The following is a 17,546-nucleotide window of genomic DNA, read 5'->3' on the forward strand; positions in this document are numbered from 1 at the left end:
TTATTTTTGTCATAATATTCGCCATCTTAACACAAAATATCAAAATATTAAGGAAGGCAGAGATAATGAGCTCAAGCAATCATCACCGCTTAATCATATTAGGTTCAGGACCAGCAGGCTATACCGCTGCAGTCTATGCTGCAAGAGCCAATCTACATCCAGTTTTAATCACTGGAATGCAACCAGGAGGTCAATTGACGACCACAACGGACGTCGATAACTGGCCTGGTGACATCGAGGGGCTTCAAGGCCCTGCCCTCATGGAGCGTATGCAAAAACATGCAGAACGCTTTGATACTCAAATTATTTTTGATCATATTGTCAAAGCTAATTTGGCACAAGCTCCTTTTACACTGCATGGTGATAGTGATATTTATACCTGTGATGCGTTGATCATCGCTACGGGAGCTTCTGCACGATATCTGGGATTAGAGTCAGAATCAGCTTATCAAGGCCGCGGGGTTTCTGCCTGCGCCACATGCGATGGCTTTTTTTATCGCAATAAAGCAGTTTGTGTTATTGGTGGAGGAAATACTGCAGTTGAGGAAGCGCTTTATTTATCTAACCTCGCCTCATCGGTTACCCTAGTACATCGACGCGACAGCCTGCGTGCCGAGAAAATTCTTCAGGACAAACTCTTTGAAAAAACACGTAACGGTAATATTAAAATAATTTGGAACTCCACTCTTGATGAAGTCATTGGCGATGATAAAAAAGTAACTGGAGCTTTAATTCGTAATGTACAAACTGATAATAAGGAATTATTAAATGTTGATGGTGTATTCATTGCTATAGGACACACACCTAATACTGATTTGTTTAAAGATCAACTGATCATGAATAATGGTTATATCGTTATAAATTCAGGCCTGGAAGGCATGGCAACCAGCACTTCTATTCCCGGCGTATTTGCTTGTGGTGATGTAGCTGACCATGTGTATCGACAAGCCATTACCTCTGCTGGTTTTGGTTGTATGGCGGCTCTTGATGCAGAGCAATATTTGGATTTGAATTTAGGAAAATAGCGTTTAATTAAAATTTGGCATGCGGTGAAGCTGACTTATAAAACAACTCTGCTTTGCTGCCTCGAATAGAGCTATCTCTATTATACCGACTCTGACGTTTTATTTTCATGAAGCATTTTCAACATAATATCCTTTCCCATAGCTTCAATCATTTTCATAAATAAGGGAGGGTTGTTTTCTTGTAGGCGACGCAAATCAGAATAACGCCAATATAAAAAATCTACTGGTTCTCGTGAATGTATGGTAGTGCTGGCCTTACCGTCTCTAAAATAACTCATCTCACCAATAAAGTGATAAGGACCTACCTCAATAGTAGCTCCATCTACCTCGATATAAACCAAACCCTCAGTGATCAACATTAAGTTTTCTACAGGTTCTCCTTTAGTCAACATTTTTTTATTACTGGAAGTGCCTCGATAACTTAATTTAATCAGACGAATAAAATCACTCGTTTGCATGCTTGAAAAAAATAAATCTTTTATTTGTTGCAAATCATAAGGCAAGTCTCTAGGCATCATATCTCTTAACAAAATACCAATTTGTACAAAATTAATTACTAATGATGCGATAGCCCAATACGCAACTGGAGGTACATCAGCCAATGCCCCATAGAGCAAAAACGATAGATCAGATAGTATAAATATTGTACGAAGAAAAAGTACTTTTCTAAAACAAAGGCTCAAAAGCATTAGAATATTGCCCAGGCTATACAAATAGTCCAATTGTTTCCTCCAGTTCATTTTTAATCTAGAAAAAAGTAGTTGAGGACGTAGCGAACGAAAATTTCTAGCAAATTCGATATCTTTAGCCTACGCAACAAGTTTCAACTGCTTTTTCTAGGTTTATAATAATTGTAGAATAAAAAAGATTTGTACGAGAAAAATTCTTGAAAAATCTAGGAGATTGTATTGAGTCATAATGAAATTCACTTCTTTCCAAATCCAGAAACCAGTGATGAACAAGGTCTATTATTTATTGGTGGTGATTTAAAACCCCAACGCATACTTCAGGCTTATAGACAAGGAATTTTCCCTTGGTATGAGCCAGGGACACCTATTCTCTGGTGGTCTCCAAACCCAAGGCTCATATTGATTCCTGATGAATTTAAAGTGTCTCGCAGTTTAAAAAAATCATTAAAAAAATCCTTCAGTTTCACAATAGATACAGCCTTTAAACAAGTAATTACTGCATGTGCTACGTGTACTGAACGAATAAATAATACCTGGATTACGAAAGAAATGATTGAAGCTTACACTCGATTACATACTATGGGGTATGCTCATTCCTTTGAAATATGGTATGAAAATGATCTTGTAGGAGGCTTATACGGACTCAGTTTAGGCCACGCTTTTTTTGGTGAATCGATGTTCCATAAGATAACAGATGCCTCAAAAATTGCCTTTTATTATTTATGCAAAACAATGATTGACTGGAATTTTGATTTTATTGACTGCCAAATTCCGACCAATCATTTACAAAGTCTAGGCGCTAAAGTTATCGAACGAAAAGAATTTCTTCACCTGTTATCCCAGTCATTAGAACATCCTACAAAGCAAGGCCCATGGAATATCATTTTGCCTTAAATATTTTAAATAACCATAACAGTGTACTATTATTATACGATATGGACATGTGAACACCATACCATCCTGTTATGGCTTCAATGATTGACAATGTAGTTACTAGACATCCTGGAGTATTGGCCTATGGATTCACAACGATATAAAGAATCAGAGTCGAAAGTTTCTATTATTTTTGGAAAACTGAGCAGTAATCAATTACACGATATTTTGGAAACCCATGGTGCCACAAAAAAAGAAACTAAGGCTGTATTTTTAATAAGAGATAATTCAGCTGGAATAATAACTGTTTCATATTACTCTCAAGAACATGAAATGGTAAAACATCTTCGATTGGGATTAACCCATGACGGTTGGAAAATAGTTCCTAAGCCCCCTAAAGAACCTGCATTTACAGATACACTTGAAGTAAAAACAAAATATCTGCAAGATAAAATAACTTTTGATGATGAAATGCAGCGCTTTCTCACAACTGCAAAAATTCTATTTGAGCAATGTGTTACTCCCGAACAGATTAAAACTCTGTGCTTTGAATTACAAAAAAATGAATTTAATTTACATGGATTGATTAGACCTAGTCGTGCACAAGTCAGTCAAGAAAGACACTATGTTGACTATGTTGGTGATGTATTTATCGTTGAGGAGATTCCCGGGTTAGTCAATACACATAAAGTAGGATAAGAGAAGTTATTAATGCCGGAGTCTATAGTGTCTGTAGTAAACCAGTCATGAATAAACTAACTAATTAAATTTTAATGAGCTTAGATTGCCATTTTCTTCATTTTAGTGCAGTATACACGCAGTTAAGTATATAATAATAACCCTTATACATTTGATACATCACTGAGAGACCTATGGCAAAAGAAGATCATATAGAAATGGCTGGAACCGTTATAGATACCTTACCTAACACCATGTTCCGTGTTGAATTAGAAAATGGACATGTTGTCACTGCACACATATCCGGTCGTATGCGTAAAAATTACATTAGAATTTTAACTGGTGATAAAGTCAAAGTCGAGTTAACCCCCTATGACTTGTCCAAAGGTCGCATTATATTCCGCGATAAAAATTAAGTAGCAACTTATTTAAAGATTTTTTTACAACGTGTAACCTGAGAGACAGCAAAAGCACAGTTAGCTCGGGCTTCACTTGGAATAGGAGAATAACCTAACTACAAAGCATCAAGCCTGGAAAAAACTTAACGCAAGTCTTTACCAAATAGAGCAATTCCCCATCCGGACCCTTAAAAATATCCATTTAGTTTGTTACTTGGTTCTCAAAAATTAATTTTTAGATCCTTCTGCCTTAACTTTCTGCAACGCCTAATCATACAATCAAACTAAGGGGGAATTTTATTGATCTCCCGGCCTGTGCCATTATTATCCAAACGATCGTTCGCTGCTTTTTGAGTTCGAATTAATACCACTGGAGAGCCTGGGGTCACTTTGCTTCACCTAAGCTCTCATATATTAATATAGTTACATGAACGGTTTCCTTCAAAACTCGGCTACAAATCTATAAAGCTTCAAATATTGCAGCAGCCCCCATACCAGTACCAATACACATGGTCACCATGCCATATCGTCCTTTAATTCTTTTTAATCCATTCAATAAAGTAACTGTTCTAATTGCACCTGTTGCTCCTAAAGGATGTCCTAAAGCAATAGCTCCCCCTAAAGGATTCACTTTGCTTCGAGGAAGACCAAGCTCTTTAATTACTGCCAAAGCTTGCGCTGCAAAGGCCTCATTAAGCTCTATCCAATCCAACTGATCTAAAGTAATACCAGCTCGTTTTAAAGCAATTGGAATTGCTTGAATAGGACCAATACCCATAATTTCAGGAGGTACCCCGGCAACAGCATAACTCAATAATCGTCCTATTGGTTTTAAATTATATTGATGTAAAGCCTTTTCACTGGCCAATAAAGCAATACCTGCACCATCACTGGTCTGGGAGCTGTTTCCTGCAGTAACCGTTCCCTTTGCAGCAAAGACTGGTTTTAATTTAGAAATCACTTCATAAGAAGTATCAGCTCGCGGTCCTTCATCATCACTTACCCATTTTTTTTTCATTATTACCGTAGAGTTTTCTAAATCTGCTTGTCTAATGGTGATTTCTACGGGGCTGATCTCTGCTTTAAAGTCACCACGTTGCTGTGCTGCTACTGCTTTTTTATGACTTTCAGCAGCAAACTCATCTTGTTGTTCTCGAGTAATTTCCCAGCGTTTTGCAACATTTTCAGCAGTAATACCCATACCGTATGCAATTGCGATATCTTCATTGTTGAATATAACGGGATTCGCCGTGTATTTATTTCCCCCTAAAGGGACCATAGACATACTTTCAACACCACCAGCAAGAGCCAAATGCATGTCACCACTACGTATGGATTCTGCTACAGTAGCAATACTTTGCACTCCAGAAGAGCAAAAACGATTGATTGTCATTGCAGGGACAGATTGAGGTAAGTCGGCAAGTAATGATGCAATACGTGCTACATTCATGCCTTGCTCTGCCTCAGGCATAGCACAACCTATTACAACGTCTCCGATTTCCTGATGATCTACTGACGGATTACGTACCATTAAATTTCTGATCACATGAGCCAATAAATCATCAGGTAAAGTATTCTTAAATATACCTCGCGGTGCTTTACCTACTGGGGTGCGTAACGCGTCAACTACATATACATTCGTCATGTTCAAATCTCCCTTAGTTGCGTAACGGCTTGCCAGTTTCTAGTAAATGACTAATCCGTGCTTGAGTTAATTGTGTTCCAGCAAGAGTTATAAAAGCCTCTCGCTCTAACTTAAGCATCCAGTTCTCATCAACAAATGTGTTTTGATTGAGATTGCCACCACAAAGCACTGACGCTAACTCCGTAGCAATGAAATAATCATGCTGAGAAATAAATCCACCCTCTAACCAGTTTACCAATCCTGCTTGTAGTCGTGCTTTACCTTCAATTCCAGCAATTTGAAACTGTTTCTTTAAAGGAGGTAGATAATTTTCCATATGCATGGAATTTACCTTAGCCAATGCAACATAGAGTACTTCATCAGCATTCATGACATAACTGTCCGTATTTCGCAAATAGCCCATCTGCATTGCATCTGCAGCTGAACCTGCAACTTGCGCCGTGGCAATCTGTTGATAGTAACTCTGAAGGAATGCCATCAAATCCCCTTTGGGAGCCAGATGCGCAGCACGCATGGCCATCTCTTTGCATCCACCACCAGCAGGTATAACTCCGACACCAAACTCAACCAGGCCGGGATAAGCTTCAAAGGCAGCAACCACAGCATCACAATGCATCATTAATTCACAACCGCCGCCAAGAGCACGTCCTCTCAATGCTGCAACTGTTGGAACAGGACTGTATTTCAAACGTAAAGCCACACGTTGAAATTGTGCAATCATAGTCTCCAAAGCTTGCATTTTGTTGTCCTTAATTAAATTAAGAACACCACGCAAGTCCGCACCTGAACAAAAATTAGTCGCATCGTGTTGATAAATAATTAACCCGCGACATTGTTTTTCTGCGGTTTCCACCGCGGCCTCCAATCCATCAAGAACTGCTTGTCCTACAGTATTGGCTTTACTTTTAAAATTCACTACAGCCACATCATCTTGTAAATGCCATAAACGTACACCTTCATTTTCATAAATCACTGGTGTAGGATGTGCTGATTCTTTAATAACCCGGTCAGTAAAGAATTGACGTTTGTACACAGGTAATTGGCTTCGCGATTGATAATCATTTTTCTGTGGAGAATATGCACCACGTTCAGTATAAAAGGCATCGATTTCCAAAAGCCATCCCGGCAATTGCGCCGTACTAAGGGATGATTTTTCCTTTATTGCCTGATTTATATACTGGGTCATTTTTTCCAGGTCTGCTAATTGCCATGTTTCAAAAGGTCCTTGCATCCATCCGAAGCCCCAGCGAATCGCCAAATCAACATCTCGAACATTATCTGCAATTGACTCAAGATGATACGCACAATAATGGAATAAATCTCTGAAGCATGCAGCCAAGAATTGTGCTTGCTTGTTATTGGAAATAATTAGGCTTTGCATGCGTGCTGCCGGATCAGGATTACCCATAATCGATTTTAACTCATCACTTACAACGGGTTGTGCCGGGCGATAACTTGCGGTTCCAACATCATAAACCTCAATAATTTTGCCATTTTTTCTATAGATACCTTGGCCTGATTTTTGCCCTAAATGTCCATCTTTAATGAGGTTAAGGAGCCATTCGGGCAGCACAAAAGTATGATGCCATGGATCATCTTGTAACTGTTGTTGCATTGTGTGGATTACATGTTGCATGGTATCCAGACCGACAACATCCATAGTACGAAACGTAGCGGATTTCGGTCTACCCAACAAAGGACCTGTCAATGCATCAACTTCATCCAATCCCATGTCCATAGCAAAAGCATGATGCAAGGTTGTTAAGAGAGAAAATACGCCTATGCGATTGCCTATAAAATTAGGTGTATCTTTGGCACGTACCACTCCTTTACCTAGATAACGGGTTAACCATGCCTCCAGGTTATCCACTAACTCTCTATCCGTAGTTTCAGCAGGAATAAGTTCTGCAAGATGCATATACCGAGGAGGATTAAAAAAGTGAACGCCACAAAAGTTTTTTCTATGTGCTTTTGGTAAAACAGAACATAAAGAATTAATACTCAAACCCGAGGTATTACTCACTAAAATTGAGTGTTCTGCTAAAAATGGAGAAATCCGCTTGTATAAATCTTCTTTCCAGTCCAAACGCTCAGCTATTGCTTCAATAATTAAATCGCATGAAGTTAAATCAGCCAGATCCCGTTCATAATTTCGTGCTTGCAACAGTCTTGCGGTTTGGGCAGTAGCAAGTGGAGCGGGTTTTAACTTTCCTAAATTAGCTATTGACTTATCAATCAGTGCATTCGCATCTCCTTCTTTAGATGCCAAATCATAGAGTAACGTTTCTATACCTGCGTTAACACAGTGCGCTGCAATCTGCGCACCCATAACACCAGCACCCAGAACTGCGACTTTTTTTATAAAAAAAGGTCCCTGCATTCTTTTTTCCTCGTTAATTACAATGTAGCCTGGGTGAAGCGAAGCGAAACCCGGGTAATTTATGTCCTATGAACCTGAGTTACGCTTCGCTTCACCCAGGCTACAACAATTGACTAAATCAAGACAAGTCAAAACGAATACCTTGAGCCAAAGGTAACTCATTTCCCCAATTTATCGTATTGGTTTGTCGACGCATGTATGCTTTCCAAGAATCAGAGCCCGATTCACGCCCACCACCGGTTTCTTTTTCCCCACCAAATGCACCGCCAATTTCAGCACCTGAAGTACCTATATTAATATTGGCTATTCCACAATCGCTGCCCCAGGCACTTAAAAAATGTTCTGCATTTTTCAGGCTTTGCGTGAACATAGCAGAAGACAATCCTTGGGGTACATGATTTTGTAAGGCGATGGCCTCATCGATTGTCTGAAACGGCATTACGTACAGAATTGGTGCAAATGTTTCTTCTTGCACAATTTCCCAATGATTTTTTACATTGCATACCAATGTAGGTTGGACAAAAAAACCAGAACCTTGTACAGGTTCGCCACCAAAAATAATCCGACCGCCTGCTTCCTTAATTCGAGCTATTGCCTGATTAAATTGATAAACGGCTTGTTCATCAATAAGAGGCCCCATTAAATTTTTCTTATCTAAAGGATCACCAATTGTTATTTGTTCATAGGCAAAACGTAAACGCTCTACAACATAATCATATTTAGAATGATGAACAAATAGGCGTCGTGTAGAAGTACATCGTTGACCTGCAGTACCTACTGCTCCAAAAACAATGGCAGGGATTGCTAAATGCAGGTCAGCTGATTCATCAAGAATAATTGCATTATTACCGCCTAACTCTAGTATTGTTTTACCTAATCGAGCTGCAACTTTTTCGGCAACCTGTTTCCCTACAGCTGTTGAGCCAGTAAATGAAATAAGGGGTATACGCTTATCATTAACCATTTCCTCAACCACATCGTGACTTTCGGGAATAATTAAACTGAATATTTCCGGACAACCATTAGCTCTTAACACATCATTGCAAATATGCTGAACTGCAACAGCACATAAAGGTGTCTTTGCTGAAGGTTTCCACAAAGTCACATTACCACAGATAGCAGCCAGAAAAGCATTCCAAGACCAAACAGCAACGGGAAAGTTAAAAGCCGAAATAACACCAACAATACCATATGGATGCCACTGCTCATACATTCTGTGTTGAGGGCGTTCCGAGTGCATGGAATTACCATATAACATTCGTGACTGACCTACCGCAAAATCGGCTATATCAATCATCTCCTGAACTTCTCCATCCCCTTCCTGCTTCGATTTTCCCATTTCAAGAGAAACCAAACTTCCCAAAGCATCTTTATGTTCCCGCAATGCTTGTCCAATTTGCCTGATGATTTCTCCCCTTTTGGGAGCAGGAACTTTTTTCCACTCGTGCGCAGCATATTGCGCACGAGTCATTACCTCTTCATAATCGCGCATAGTGCATGTTGCTATTTCCGCAAGCTTCTCACCATTTGCAGGGTTATAAGAAATTAATTGATGCTCATGAACCCCGCTTTGCCAACCTTGACCACTAAAGGCGCCCGGATTAACTGCGTGAATTTTTAAGCGTTTTAATATGTCCATTAAGTGCCTCCATAGTACCCGGATTAACAAAAATATCCGGGAACAGTAACCATGATATTTCTAGATTAAGCGTAATAGCGACCAAATCGATTTTCCAGCACCGAAGACAATTGGAATTTTTCTTGTAAAATCAATCCCTTATATTCATTTTCTTGCCCAAGTACTAAATCAACTACTGCACAAACACCAGAAGCCGTACTAATTTGAATTGCTGACCACTCCAAACCACAAATTTCCGCAGGGTAAATCTTTTTCACATAATTTTTTTCAGTCAACTCGCCCTGTTTTATACCTTCCACAGAAACATACACAATCACAAGATCTTGATAAGTTTTGGGAATAGCATTTTCTAAAATGCGTTTTAACGTAGGTCTATCTTGATTTAATCGCAAGTCGTTCATTAATAAACGCATCTTTGAACAATGGCCAGGATAACGCATGGTCTTATAATTCATGGTTTGCACTTTACCCGCATGCAATTCAGCCAAACTTCCCAATCCACCTGATGTGTTAAATGCTTCATATTCACAACCATCGATTTGAATAGTTTCCAATCCTTCTAAAGGTGCTAAAGTTACCGATTTTCCATATTTAATTCCATAACAAGGGTTACCGTACTCATTAATTACTCCATCAGTTGACCAAGTTAATGAATATTGCAGTGCATTATTTGCATTTTGAGGAAGCGCTCCGACACGTAATTTAACATGATGACACTCTTCAAACTCATGCATCAAACTATTTGCAGCGATGCTGATAAATCCGGGAGCTAACCCGCATTGAGGAACGAATGCAGTTTCTGCATCAAGAGCAATTGCTTTCACTGCTTCAGTCACTGCGGTATCTTCGGTGAGATCAAAATAATGTGCTTTAGCAGCTTTTGCAGCTTCAGCAACATAAGTATTAAGAAAATATGGAAGGCTTGACATAACAGCCACAATACCATTTTTTTCCATATAAGCCTGGGTTGACTGCTGATCTCGAACATCTAAGGCTACTGTTTTAATTTTGGGTACTGCGTCCAACAGCCTTTTTACATCTGATCCATTAAAATCAATATCAACCAGATGAACCTGATAAGAACCGCTTTCTGATAATAAACAAGCGATTAGGCTACCAATTTTCCCTGCACCAGTAATCATTACATTATACATTTATCCCTCTCCCATTATAAAACGCAATCATCCTACACAAAATATTAAGAATTGGATAGTATCCTCTAAACTATGTGCAGAACAAAATAACAATTTTAAAATTGAGCTATTTCACTTTTTAATACGTAATATTGAAGAAGGACATATTTTAAAAAATTCTTGAATTGATAAAGGGAGTTGATCATGAAGAAATCCAAAAAGCCCCCCAAAAAAACAACTGAAAATACTCAGGCCCCCTTAGTGACCGAATCAGAAAAATACGATTATGAGGGGCTAAGTATTGATAGATTATTCCACGCTTTAAGCAGCCAACTGTGTAACTGGCTATCCCCTGGGACACTTATGATGTCTTTTACAGATTGGCTCATATATTTAATTTTTTCGCCTGCAAAGCGAATTGACTTAAATAAAAATGCACTCAAAAAACTAGGGCATTTATTGTTATACATACAACAACAAAGCCAGGATAAATGTGAACCCTGTATTGAAGTACGTCAAACAGATCACCGCTTTAAAAATGAATTATGGTCTGAGTTTCCATTCAATATGTACTCACAATCCTTTTTATTAGCAGAGGAATGGTGGGAGAATGCTACAACACATCTTCGTGGCGTTTCCAAGCATCATGAAAAGATAGTTAATTTTGTAACACGTCAAATTTTGGATGTTTTTGCTCCATCCAATTTCCCAGGGATGAATCCTGAAGTAATTACTACCGCAATGAATGAAGGTGGCATGAATTTTATCAAAGGATGGAATAATTTTGTTAATGACATCATCCGAAAATTGAACAACAAACCACCAGCGGGAAGTGAACAATATAAAGTAGGAAAGAATGTAGCAGTAACATCAGGAAAGGTTATTTATAGAAATAATTTAATTGAACTTATCCAATATGAGCCAACAACATCAACAGTACATCCAGAGCCAATTTTAATCATTCCTGCTTGGATCATGAAATATTATATTCTTGATCTCTCACCTAACAACTCCATGGTTAAATTCTTGGTAGATAAGGGGCACACTGTTTTTATGATTTCCTGGAAAAATCCAACATCTGAAGATAGAGACTTAGACTTTTCTGATTATGCAATACAAGGTGTAATGGATTCATTAAAAACAATAAATCAAATTATCCCCAAAGAAAAAATCCATGCAGTAGGATATTGTATCGGTGGAACTTTATTAACCATTGTTGCTGCGAAAATGGCCGCTGATAATGATGATCGATTAAAAACAATTACTTTGTTTGCCGCGCAAACCGATTTTCAGGATGCAGGGGAGTTGCAGTTGTTTATTGACGAAAACCAACTTACCTATATTGAAGATATCATGTGGGAAAAGGGCTATTTAGAAGGTTCGCAAATGGCTGGCGCGTTCAATATGTTACGCTCTATCGATCTCATTTGGTCTCGGATGGTTTATGATTATTTATTGGGTAAGCGACAGGAGGTTAGTGATTTAATGGCTTGGAATTACGATACCACACGCATGCCCTATAAAATGCATAGTAAGTATTTACGTAGTTTGTTCTTAAATAATGATTTAGTTGAAGGACGATTTAAAATTGATGATGAAAACATTAATCTTGCCGATATCAATATACCTATTTTTGCAGTAAGTACTATAAAAGATCACATAGCACCTTGGAAATCAGTGTATAAAATTCATTACTTTACTGATAGCGATATTACCTTCATATTGACCAATGCAGGACACAACACAGGGATTGTTAATGAACCAGGTGAATCAAGACAAAGTTATCAAATGCTGACTCATAAAGAGAATGATAAACATTTAGCCCCTGATATTTGGTTGGAAAGAGCCCCTTATTTCAAAGATTCATGGTGGCCAGCATGGGAAAAATGGCTTGCAGATTACTCTGGCACGAAAAAAAAACCACCCGAACTAGGAAACCCTGAAAAGGAAATAAGACCAATTTGTGATGCACCAGGAACTTATGTTCTGAAAAAATAATATCCGCCCCGGCCTCAAACTTGAGCCCGCAGGCAAAGATACTGGATGCAGACAGAGGTGACCCATTACAATCGCCTCTATCATGATATAAAATCAAAAAGCTTACATTCCACGCTGTATGCGCAAAATCCAGCCCAATCTATATTCGCGTTCGACTGGATACCGTGAATAAAGCACGGCAAGTATCTGAAGAATGGCTGTATGTTCAGAAATTAGATGTATTCCTAGTACAGAAGAAACAAATATTAGTTGATTACCTTAACCTGCATTTCACCTAAATTAGGGCATATCATCTATAAAAAGTTTTACTAATTCTTGACCTGGATAAAGGACTCAATTATCTTATCGTTTTATAATTTTCTAACAACTCATGAAGCCAACCGCTTTAGCCAATTCTATTCCCTTGAATTCATCAATTGGTCTTGGCTATGTTAAATACTTTTTTGTATTTATAGCAGGCCTTCTGGCGCCTTTTGGTTTTGCCCCTTTCCATATACCAGGATTAGCACTATTAAGTTTGGCTTTTCTCTATTCATGTCTACAGAATTGCTCTGCAAAACAAAGTTTTTCACTTGGTTTTTTTTATGGGATAGGGTATTTCGGTTTTGGAATTTCCTGGGTTATAGTCAGTATTCATGACTATGGCCAACTCAATTATTTCCTTGCGGGCTTAGTTACATTAATATTCATTATGTATCTCGCTGTCTTCCCTGCCCTTGTTGCATGTCTGTATAAATTGCTTGAGTTCAAAAATCGAAAACTGGTGTCATTAACTCTATTTTGTGTCTTATGGTGCTTGAGTGAATACTGTCGTGCTAATTTATTTAGCGGTTTCCCCTGGTTATTAATAGGCACCATCCTCATTGATACCCCGATTAAATACATCGCTCCCCTTTTAGGAATTTACGGACTCAGCTTTGTATGTGCTTTAATTTCTACATTACTGACTTTAGCTGTGTCACAAAATTCCCCAAAACGCTACCACTATTTGATCATAATTGTGCTCATTATTATTAGCCCCATACTTTGCAAAAATATTTCATGGTCCCAAATCAAAAAAGAACCTATCAGTGTTGGTGCTATTCAGGCTAATTTATCCATGCGCGATAAATGGGATGAAACCTTATTTTGGAATTTATTAAAATACTATGAAGATGCAATTAATAAACTCTTAGGTAAACAATTAATTATTTTACCAGAATCAGCCATACCACTACCTGCAAGTTATTTGGATAAATACTTATTAAAACTGAACAAAAAAGCCCTGAAAGCGAATAGCGCTCTCATGTTGGGCATTTTACAACCTACAGATGACAGTGAAACAAATTATTACAACTCGGTCATTACGCTTGGGCAGGCAAAGGGGAAAAAACTCAAACGCCATCTGGTTCCTTTTGGTGAGTATATTCCCAAACCTCTGGTTGCTATAAATCGTTGGTTTAATTTACCCGAACCCAATTTATTACCAGGAAAAAGAAAACAATCTTTAATTCGCATCGAAAACCATCCTATAGCAAGTCTCATTTGTTATGAGATTGCTTACCCCAATATTTTACGTGATCAAATGCCTAAAGCCCAATGGATTGTCTCAATTAGTGATAATGGTTGGTTTGGACACTCATTAGCAAGTTACCAACAATTACAGATGGCTCAAATCCTCTCCCTACTTACCGGACGATATCAAGTAGTAGTCAATAATGATGGTTTATCATCAGTAATTGACGCAAGTGGGGATATAGTAGAAAGTCTTCCTCCATTTAGTTCCGGCCTCCTGCAAAGCAGTATATTTCCTGCCGAAGGTCTAACCCCATGGATTATTTGGAATGAGTATCCCGTGCTCATATTTTGCTCTATTTTTCTTATTCTTATACTTTTTATTCAACTTCGTCGCTTATTCCAGCAATAATCTATTGCTGGCGGACACAAGAGGAGTTATCCTTAGCGATTTAGAGTCACTTAAAAAATCGGACTATGGATAATACCTATATACCACAAGAAGTTGAAGAACAAGCTCAACAGTATTGGCATAAAAAACAATCATTTAACGTTTCAGAAGATTTAAACAGAGAGAAATTTTATTGTTTATCCATGTTTCCCTACCCAAGTGGGACATTACACATGGGGCATGTTCGTAACTACACTATTGGTGACGTTATTGCTCGTTATCAACGTGCTTTGGGTAAAAATGTTCTTCAGCCCATTGGTTGGGATGCATTTGGCTTGCCGGCTGAAAATGCGGCCATAAAAAACGGAATCCCCCCTGCAGAATGGACAAAAAAAAATATAGAGTCCATGAAAAAACAATTTTTACGTCTTGGTAATGCCTATGATTGGCGACGTGAAATTAGCACATGTGTACCTGAATATTATCGGTGGGAACAATGGTTTTTTATTCGATTATTCGAAAAAGGCTTAGTATACAAGAAAAATGCGGTGGTAAATTGGGATCCTGTAGATCAAACCGTTTTGGCAAATGAGCAAGTTGTCGATGGACGCGGCTGGCGTTCGGGAGCTCTTGTGGAACGAAAGGAAATCTCCCAATGGTTTATTAAAATTACAGCTTATGCTGATGAATTACTCAGTTCACTAGATACATTGGACGAATGGCCAGCACAAGTGAAGCAAATGCAGCGCAACTGGATAGGTCGCTCCACTGGTACTGAAATTCATTTTAATGTCAATAATTATCCTAAACGATTAAAAGTATATACAACCCGCCCTGATACCTTAATGGGTGCAACATACCTTGCTGTTGCAACGGATCACCCGCTTGCTAAAGAAGCAGCAAGCACTCGTAAGGACGTCAAAGAGTTCATTGATAGTTGCCAAGGTACTAAAATGGCTGAGGCAGAACTCGCTACTATGGAAAAGCGAGGTGTCGCTACAGGCATGTCGGCAATCCATCCTATAACTGGTGAAGAATTACCGATATGGGTCGCAAATTTTGTACTCATGCAATACGGCTCTGGAGCTGTAATGTCAGTCCCAGCACATGATCAAAGAGACTGGGAATTTGCGCACAAATACCAATTGCCAATTAAAGAAGTCATTAAACCTGCAAGTGACACCCCGCATGACTTAAGCAAATCCGCTTATACTGAAGAAGGCACATTAATTAACTCCGGTCAATTTGATGGGTTAAGCTCCTCCCAAGCGGTGGAAACAATAACCAGCTTCCTTGAGGAACATGATGCAGGCAAAGCAACAATTAACTATAGGTTGCGTGACTGGGGCGTATCCAGGCAAAGATATTGGGGTACTCCTATTCCCATGATTTTATGTGACCAATGCGGAACTGTGCCTGTTCCAGACCAAGATCTCCCAGTGATTCTTCCGGAAAATGTCACATTTACAGGTACCGGTTCGCCATTGGCCCAATGCCCAGAATTTGTAAACGTAAGCTGTCCAAAGTGCGGTCAGGATGCATCTCGCGAAACAGACACTTTTGATACCTTTGTTGAGTCATCTTGGTATTATGCCCGCTTTGCATGTAAAGGTCAGGAAAATGCCATGCTTGATGACCGAGCAAAATATTGGACTCCGGTGGATCAATATGTGGGCGGGATCGAACATGCAGTAATGCATTTACTTTATGCTCGCTTTTTTCACAAACTAATGCGTGATGAAGGTTTAGTGAATTCGGATGAACCATTTAAAGCTCTGCTAACCCAAGGAATGGTTTTAAAAGACGGACACAAAATGTCTAAGTCTGTAGGTAATGTCGTTGATCCCAATCATCTTATCGACACTTATGGAGCGGACACTGCACGTTTATTTGTTATGTTTGCCGCACCACCAGAACAATCATTGGAGTGGTCAGATACTGCTGTGGAAGGTGCGCATCGTTTTCTAAAACGCATCTGGGCTTTTGCCTATCAGTATCAAAATATGTTCATGGAGATCAATGACATCATTCTAAGCGGCAATGGGCACGTGAATTGGCAGCAAGCGGAAAGTCGATTAAAGAAATCACGACTGGTTGTTCACCAAATTCTTGCACAAGCGACACATGATTACGATCGCAATCAGTTCAATACAGTAGTTTCAGGATGCATGAAGCTGTTTAATGAAATATCCAGTTATTCTATACAAACTGAAGAAGATAAATTCTTTATTCACTCCAGCATGAGTATACTGTTACGTTTATTGGCCCCTATAACACCGCATATGACTCACCATATTTGGCAACAATTAGGCTTTGAAAAAGCGATTATTGATGCAAATTGGCCAAGAGTAGACAAAGGTGCTCTAAAAACTGAAGAGGTGGATTATGTGGTTCAAGTTAATGGGAAACTAAGAGCTCAATTTACCGCAGGTGTGGATGCTACAGAAGAAGCATTAATTGGTGCAGCCAAAGAACATGCAAAAGATTTCCTTGCTGATAAAACAGTAAGAAAGGCAATTGTTGTGGCACACAGACAACTAATTAATTTGGTTGTTAACTAATGAAGTGTGGCCCGGATGTTTCTAAAGTCCCGCATGGACTTCATATACAAGTTGCGGAACATGAACAGCAAAAGCATCAAATTGCAGCTTTACGCTGTGTAGTACCGTTACTGTTCATATTATTGCTATCAGCCTGCGGGTTTCATCTACGCGGCATGAACAATGTACCCAGATGGCTTAATAATGTAGCTATTATTTCTGAAAATGATGACAAACAGTTCGTCTCAATACTGCAATCTCGACTGGAGGGATCCAATGTTGAAGTGAATCCTGAACCCTCTCGAGCTAAATATTGGTTAATCGTTAATGAAGTGAACTTACAACAACAGATTATCAGTGTTGGAGCAAGCACAAATCCCCGACAATATACTTTAACTCTCACCGTAGTATTTGTATTGAAAACACGCACAGGTCAAGTTATTAATACTCCTGCCAGGATCAGTATTTCCAGGGAACTTATATTAAATAATAACCGGATTCTAGGTTCTAAAGATGAGGAAAGTATTTTAATTGGAGAAATGAAGCAAGATGCTGTGACCCAAATAATTTATCGTCTGAGCCATCTACAAGACTTCAACCCAGATACGAGAAAGAGTAGTGTGGGTACGAAAAAAGCAACACATGCACATTTAAACTAAAATT

General features: G+C 38.8%; 13 protein-coding genes. 8 read left to right on the top strand and 5 right to left on the bottom strand.

Annotation, left to right across the window (positions count from 1 at the left end):
- Positions 1-65 precede the first annotated feature (65 nt).
- The gene (gene trxB, locus Lpar_RS14380) at positions 66-1,025 is read left to right on the top strand and encodes a thioredoxin-disulfide reductase (protein ID WP_058518573.1); all 960 of its coding nucleotides are present in this window, start codon (positions 66-68) and stop codon (positions 1,023-1,025) included.
- An 80-nt stretch (positions 1,026-1,105) separates the two neighbouring features.
- Here trxB and Lpar_RS14385 read toward each other — a convergent pair whose 3' ends face one another.
- Positions 1,106-1,747 carry a cyclic nucleotide-binding domain-containing protein gene (locus Lpar_RS14385; protein ID WP_058518574.1) on the bottom strand — a complete coding sequence of 214 codons (642 nt, stop codon included), beginning with the start codon at positions 1,745-1,747 and terminating at the stop codon, positions 1,106-1,108.
- Positions 1,748-1,933: 186 nt separating this feature from the next.
- Between Lpar_RS14385 and aat the strand changes: the two genes are divergently transcribed.
- From aat to infA, 3 genes are all read left to right on the top strand, one after another.
- Positions 1,934-2,608, top strand: a complete 675-nt coding sequence (gene aat / locus Lpar_RS14390; RefSeq protein WP_058518575.1) for a leucyl/phenylalanyl-tRNA--protein transferase — start codon at positions 1,934-1,936, stop codon at positions 2,606-2,608.
- Between the two features lie 123 nt (positions 2,609-2,731).
- Positions 2,732-3,286 carry a hypothetical protein gene (locus Lpar_RS14395; protein WP_058518576.1) on the top strand — a complete coding sequence of 185 codons (555 nt, stop codon included), beginning with the start codon at positions 2,732-2,734 and terminating at the stop codon, positions 3,284-3,286.
- A 173-nt stretch (positions 3,287-3,459) separates the two neighbouring features.
- The gene (infA, locus tag Lpar_RS14400) at positions 3,460-3,681 is read left to right on the top strand and encodes a translation initiation factor IF-1 (protein WP_006872751.1); all 222 of its coding nucleotides are present in this window, start codon (positions 3,460-3,462) and stop codon (positions 3,679-3,681) included.
- Between the two features lie 442 nt (positions 3,682-4,123).
- On the opposite strand, the gene Lpar_RS14405 is transcribed toward infA, so the two are convergent.
- The 4 genes from Lpar_RS14405 to Lpar_RS14420 form a co-directional block, all read right to left on the bottom strand.
- Entirely contained in the window at positions 4,124-5,308 is a 1,185-nt protein-coding gene (locus Lpar_RS14405; protein WP_058518577.1) for an acetyl-CoA C-acyltransferase, read from the bottom strand.
- 13 nt (positions 5,309-5,321) lie between these two features.
- On the bottom strand, positions 5,322-7,688 hold the full coding sequence (locus Lpar_RS14410) for a 3-hydroxyacyl-CoA dehydrogenase/enoyl-CoA hydratase family protein (protein WP_058518578.1): 2,367 nt from the start codon (positions 7,686-7,688) through the stop codon (positions 5,322-5,324).
- A gap of 118 nt (positions 7,689-7,806) precedes the next feature.
- A complete protein-coding gene (gene amaB / locus Lpar_RS14415) occupies positions 7,807-9,327 on the bottom strand; it encodes an L-piperidine-6-carboxylate dehydrogenase (protein WP_058518579.1) in 1,521 nt (506 codons plus the stop codon).
- A gap of 65 nt (positions 9,328-9,392) precedes the next feature.
- Positions 9,393-10,481, bottom strand: coding sequence for a saccharopine dehydrogenase family protein (locus tag Lpar_RS14420; protein ID WP_058518580.1), 1,089 nt, complete (start codon positions 10,479-10,481; stop codon positions 9,393-9,395).
- Positions 10,482-10,664: 183 nt separating this feature from the next.
- On the opposite strand from Lpar_RS14420, the gene Lpar_RS14425 reads away from it, so the two are divergent.
- The 4 genes from Lpar_RS14425 to Lpar_RS14440 all read left to right on the top strand — a co-directional run bounded on the left by Lpar_RS14425 (position 10,665) and on the right by Lpar_RS14440 (position 17,542).
- Positions 10,665-12,458, top strand: a complete 1,794-nt coding sequence (locus tag Lpar_RS14425) for a PHA/PHB synthase family protein (protein WP_058518581.1) — start codon at positions 10,665-10,667, stop codon at positions 12,456-12,458.
- Between the two features lie 370 nt (positions 12,459-12,828).
- Entirely contained in the window at positions 12,829-14,364 is a 1,536-nt protein-coding gene (lnt, locus tag Lpar_RS14430; protein ID WP_058518582.1) for an apolipoprotein N-acyltransferase, read from the top strand.
- Positions 14,365-14,429: 65 nt separating this feature from the next.
- Entirely contained in the window at positions 14,430-16,904 is a 2,475-nt protein-coding gene (leuS, locus tag Lpar_RS14435) for a leucine--tRNA ligase (RefSeq protein ID WP_058518583.1), read from the top strand.
- Complete coding sequence (locus Lpar_RS14440) at positions 16,904-17,542, top strand: LPS-assembly lipoprotein LptE (protein ID WP_058518584.1); 639 nt, start codon at positions 16,904-16,906, stop codon at positions 17,540-17,542. Before leuS ends, Lpar_RS14440 begins: the two co-directional genes overlap by 1 nt.
- Positions 17,543-17,546: the final 4 nt, after the last annotated feature.

Source organism: Legionella parisiensis (assembly GCF_001467945.1).
In the GTDB taxonomy this organism is placed as follows: domain Bacteria; phylum Pseudomonadota; class Gammaproteobacteria; order Legionellales; family Legionellaceae; genus Legionella; species Legionella parisiensis.

Excerpts from the sequence above, each read along its gene's own strand:
- trxB (WP_058518573.1), top strand. The coding sequence starts at position 66 with ATGAGCTCAAGCAATCATCACCGCTTAATCATATTAGGTTCAGGACCA.
- Lpar_RS14395 (WP_058518576.1), top strand. The coding sequence starts at position 2,732 with ATGGATTCACAACGATATAAAGAATCAGAGTCGAAAGTTTCTATTATT.
- infA (WP_006872751.1), top strand. The coding sequence starts at position 3,460 with ATGGCAAAAGAAGATCATATAGAAATGGCTGGAACCGTTATAGATACC.
- Lpar_RS14405 (WP_058518577.1), bottom strand. The coding sequence starts at position 5,308 with ATGACGAATGTATATGTAGTTGACGCGTTACGCACCCCAGTAGGTAAA.
- Lpar_RS14410 (WP_058518578.1), bottom strand. The coding sequence starts at position 7,688 with ATGCAGGGACCTTTTTTTATAAAAAAAGTCGCAGTTCTGGGTGCTGGT.
- amaB (WP_058518579.1), bottom strand. The coding sequence starts at position 9,327 with ATGGACATATTAAAACGCTTAAAAATTCACGCAGTTAATCCGGGCGCC.
- Lpar_RS14420 (WP_058518580.1), bottom strand. The coding sequence starts at position 10,481 with ATGTATAATGTAATGATTACTGGTGCAGGGAAAATTGGTAGCCTAATC.
- Lpar_RS14425 (WP_058518581.1), top strand. The coding sequence starts at position 10,665 with ATGAAGAAATCCAAAAAGCCCCCCAAAAAAACAACTGAAAATACTCAG.
- lnt (WP_058518582.1), top strand. The coding sequence starts at position 12,829 with ATGAAGCCAACCGCTTTAGCCAATTCTATTCCCTTGAATTCATCAATT.
- leuS (WP_058518583.1), top strand. The coding sequence starts at position 14,430 with ATGGATAATACCTATATACCACAAGAAGTTGAAGAACAAGCTCAACAG.
- Lpar_RS14440 (WP_058518584.1), top strand. The coding sequence starts at position 16,904 with ATGAAGTGTGGCCCGGATGTTTCTAAAGTCCCGCATGGACTTCATATA.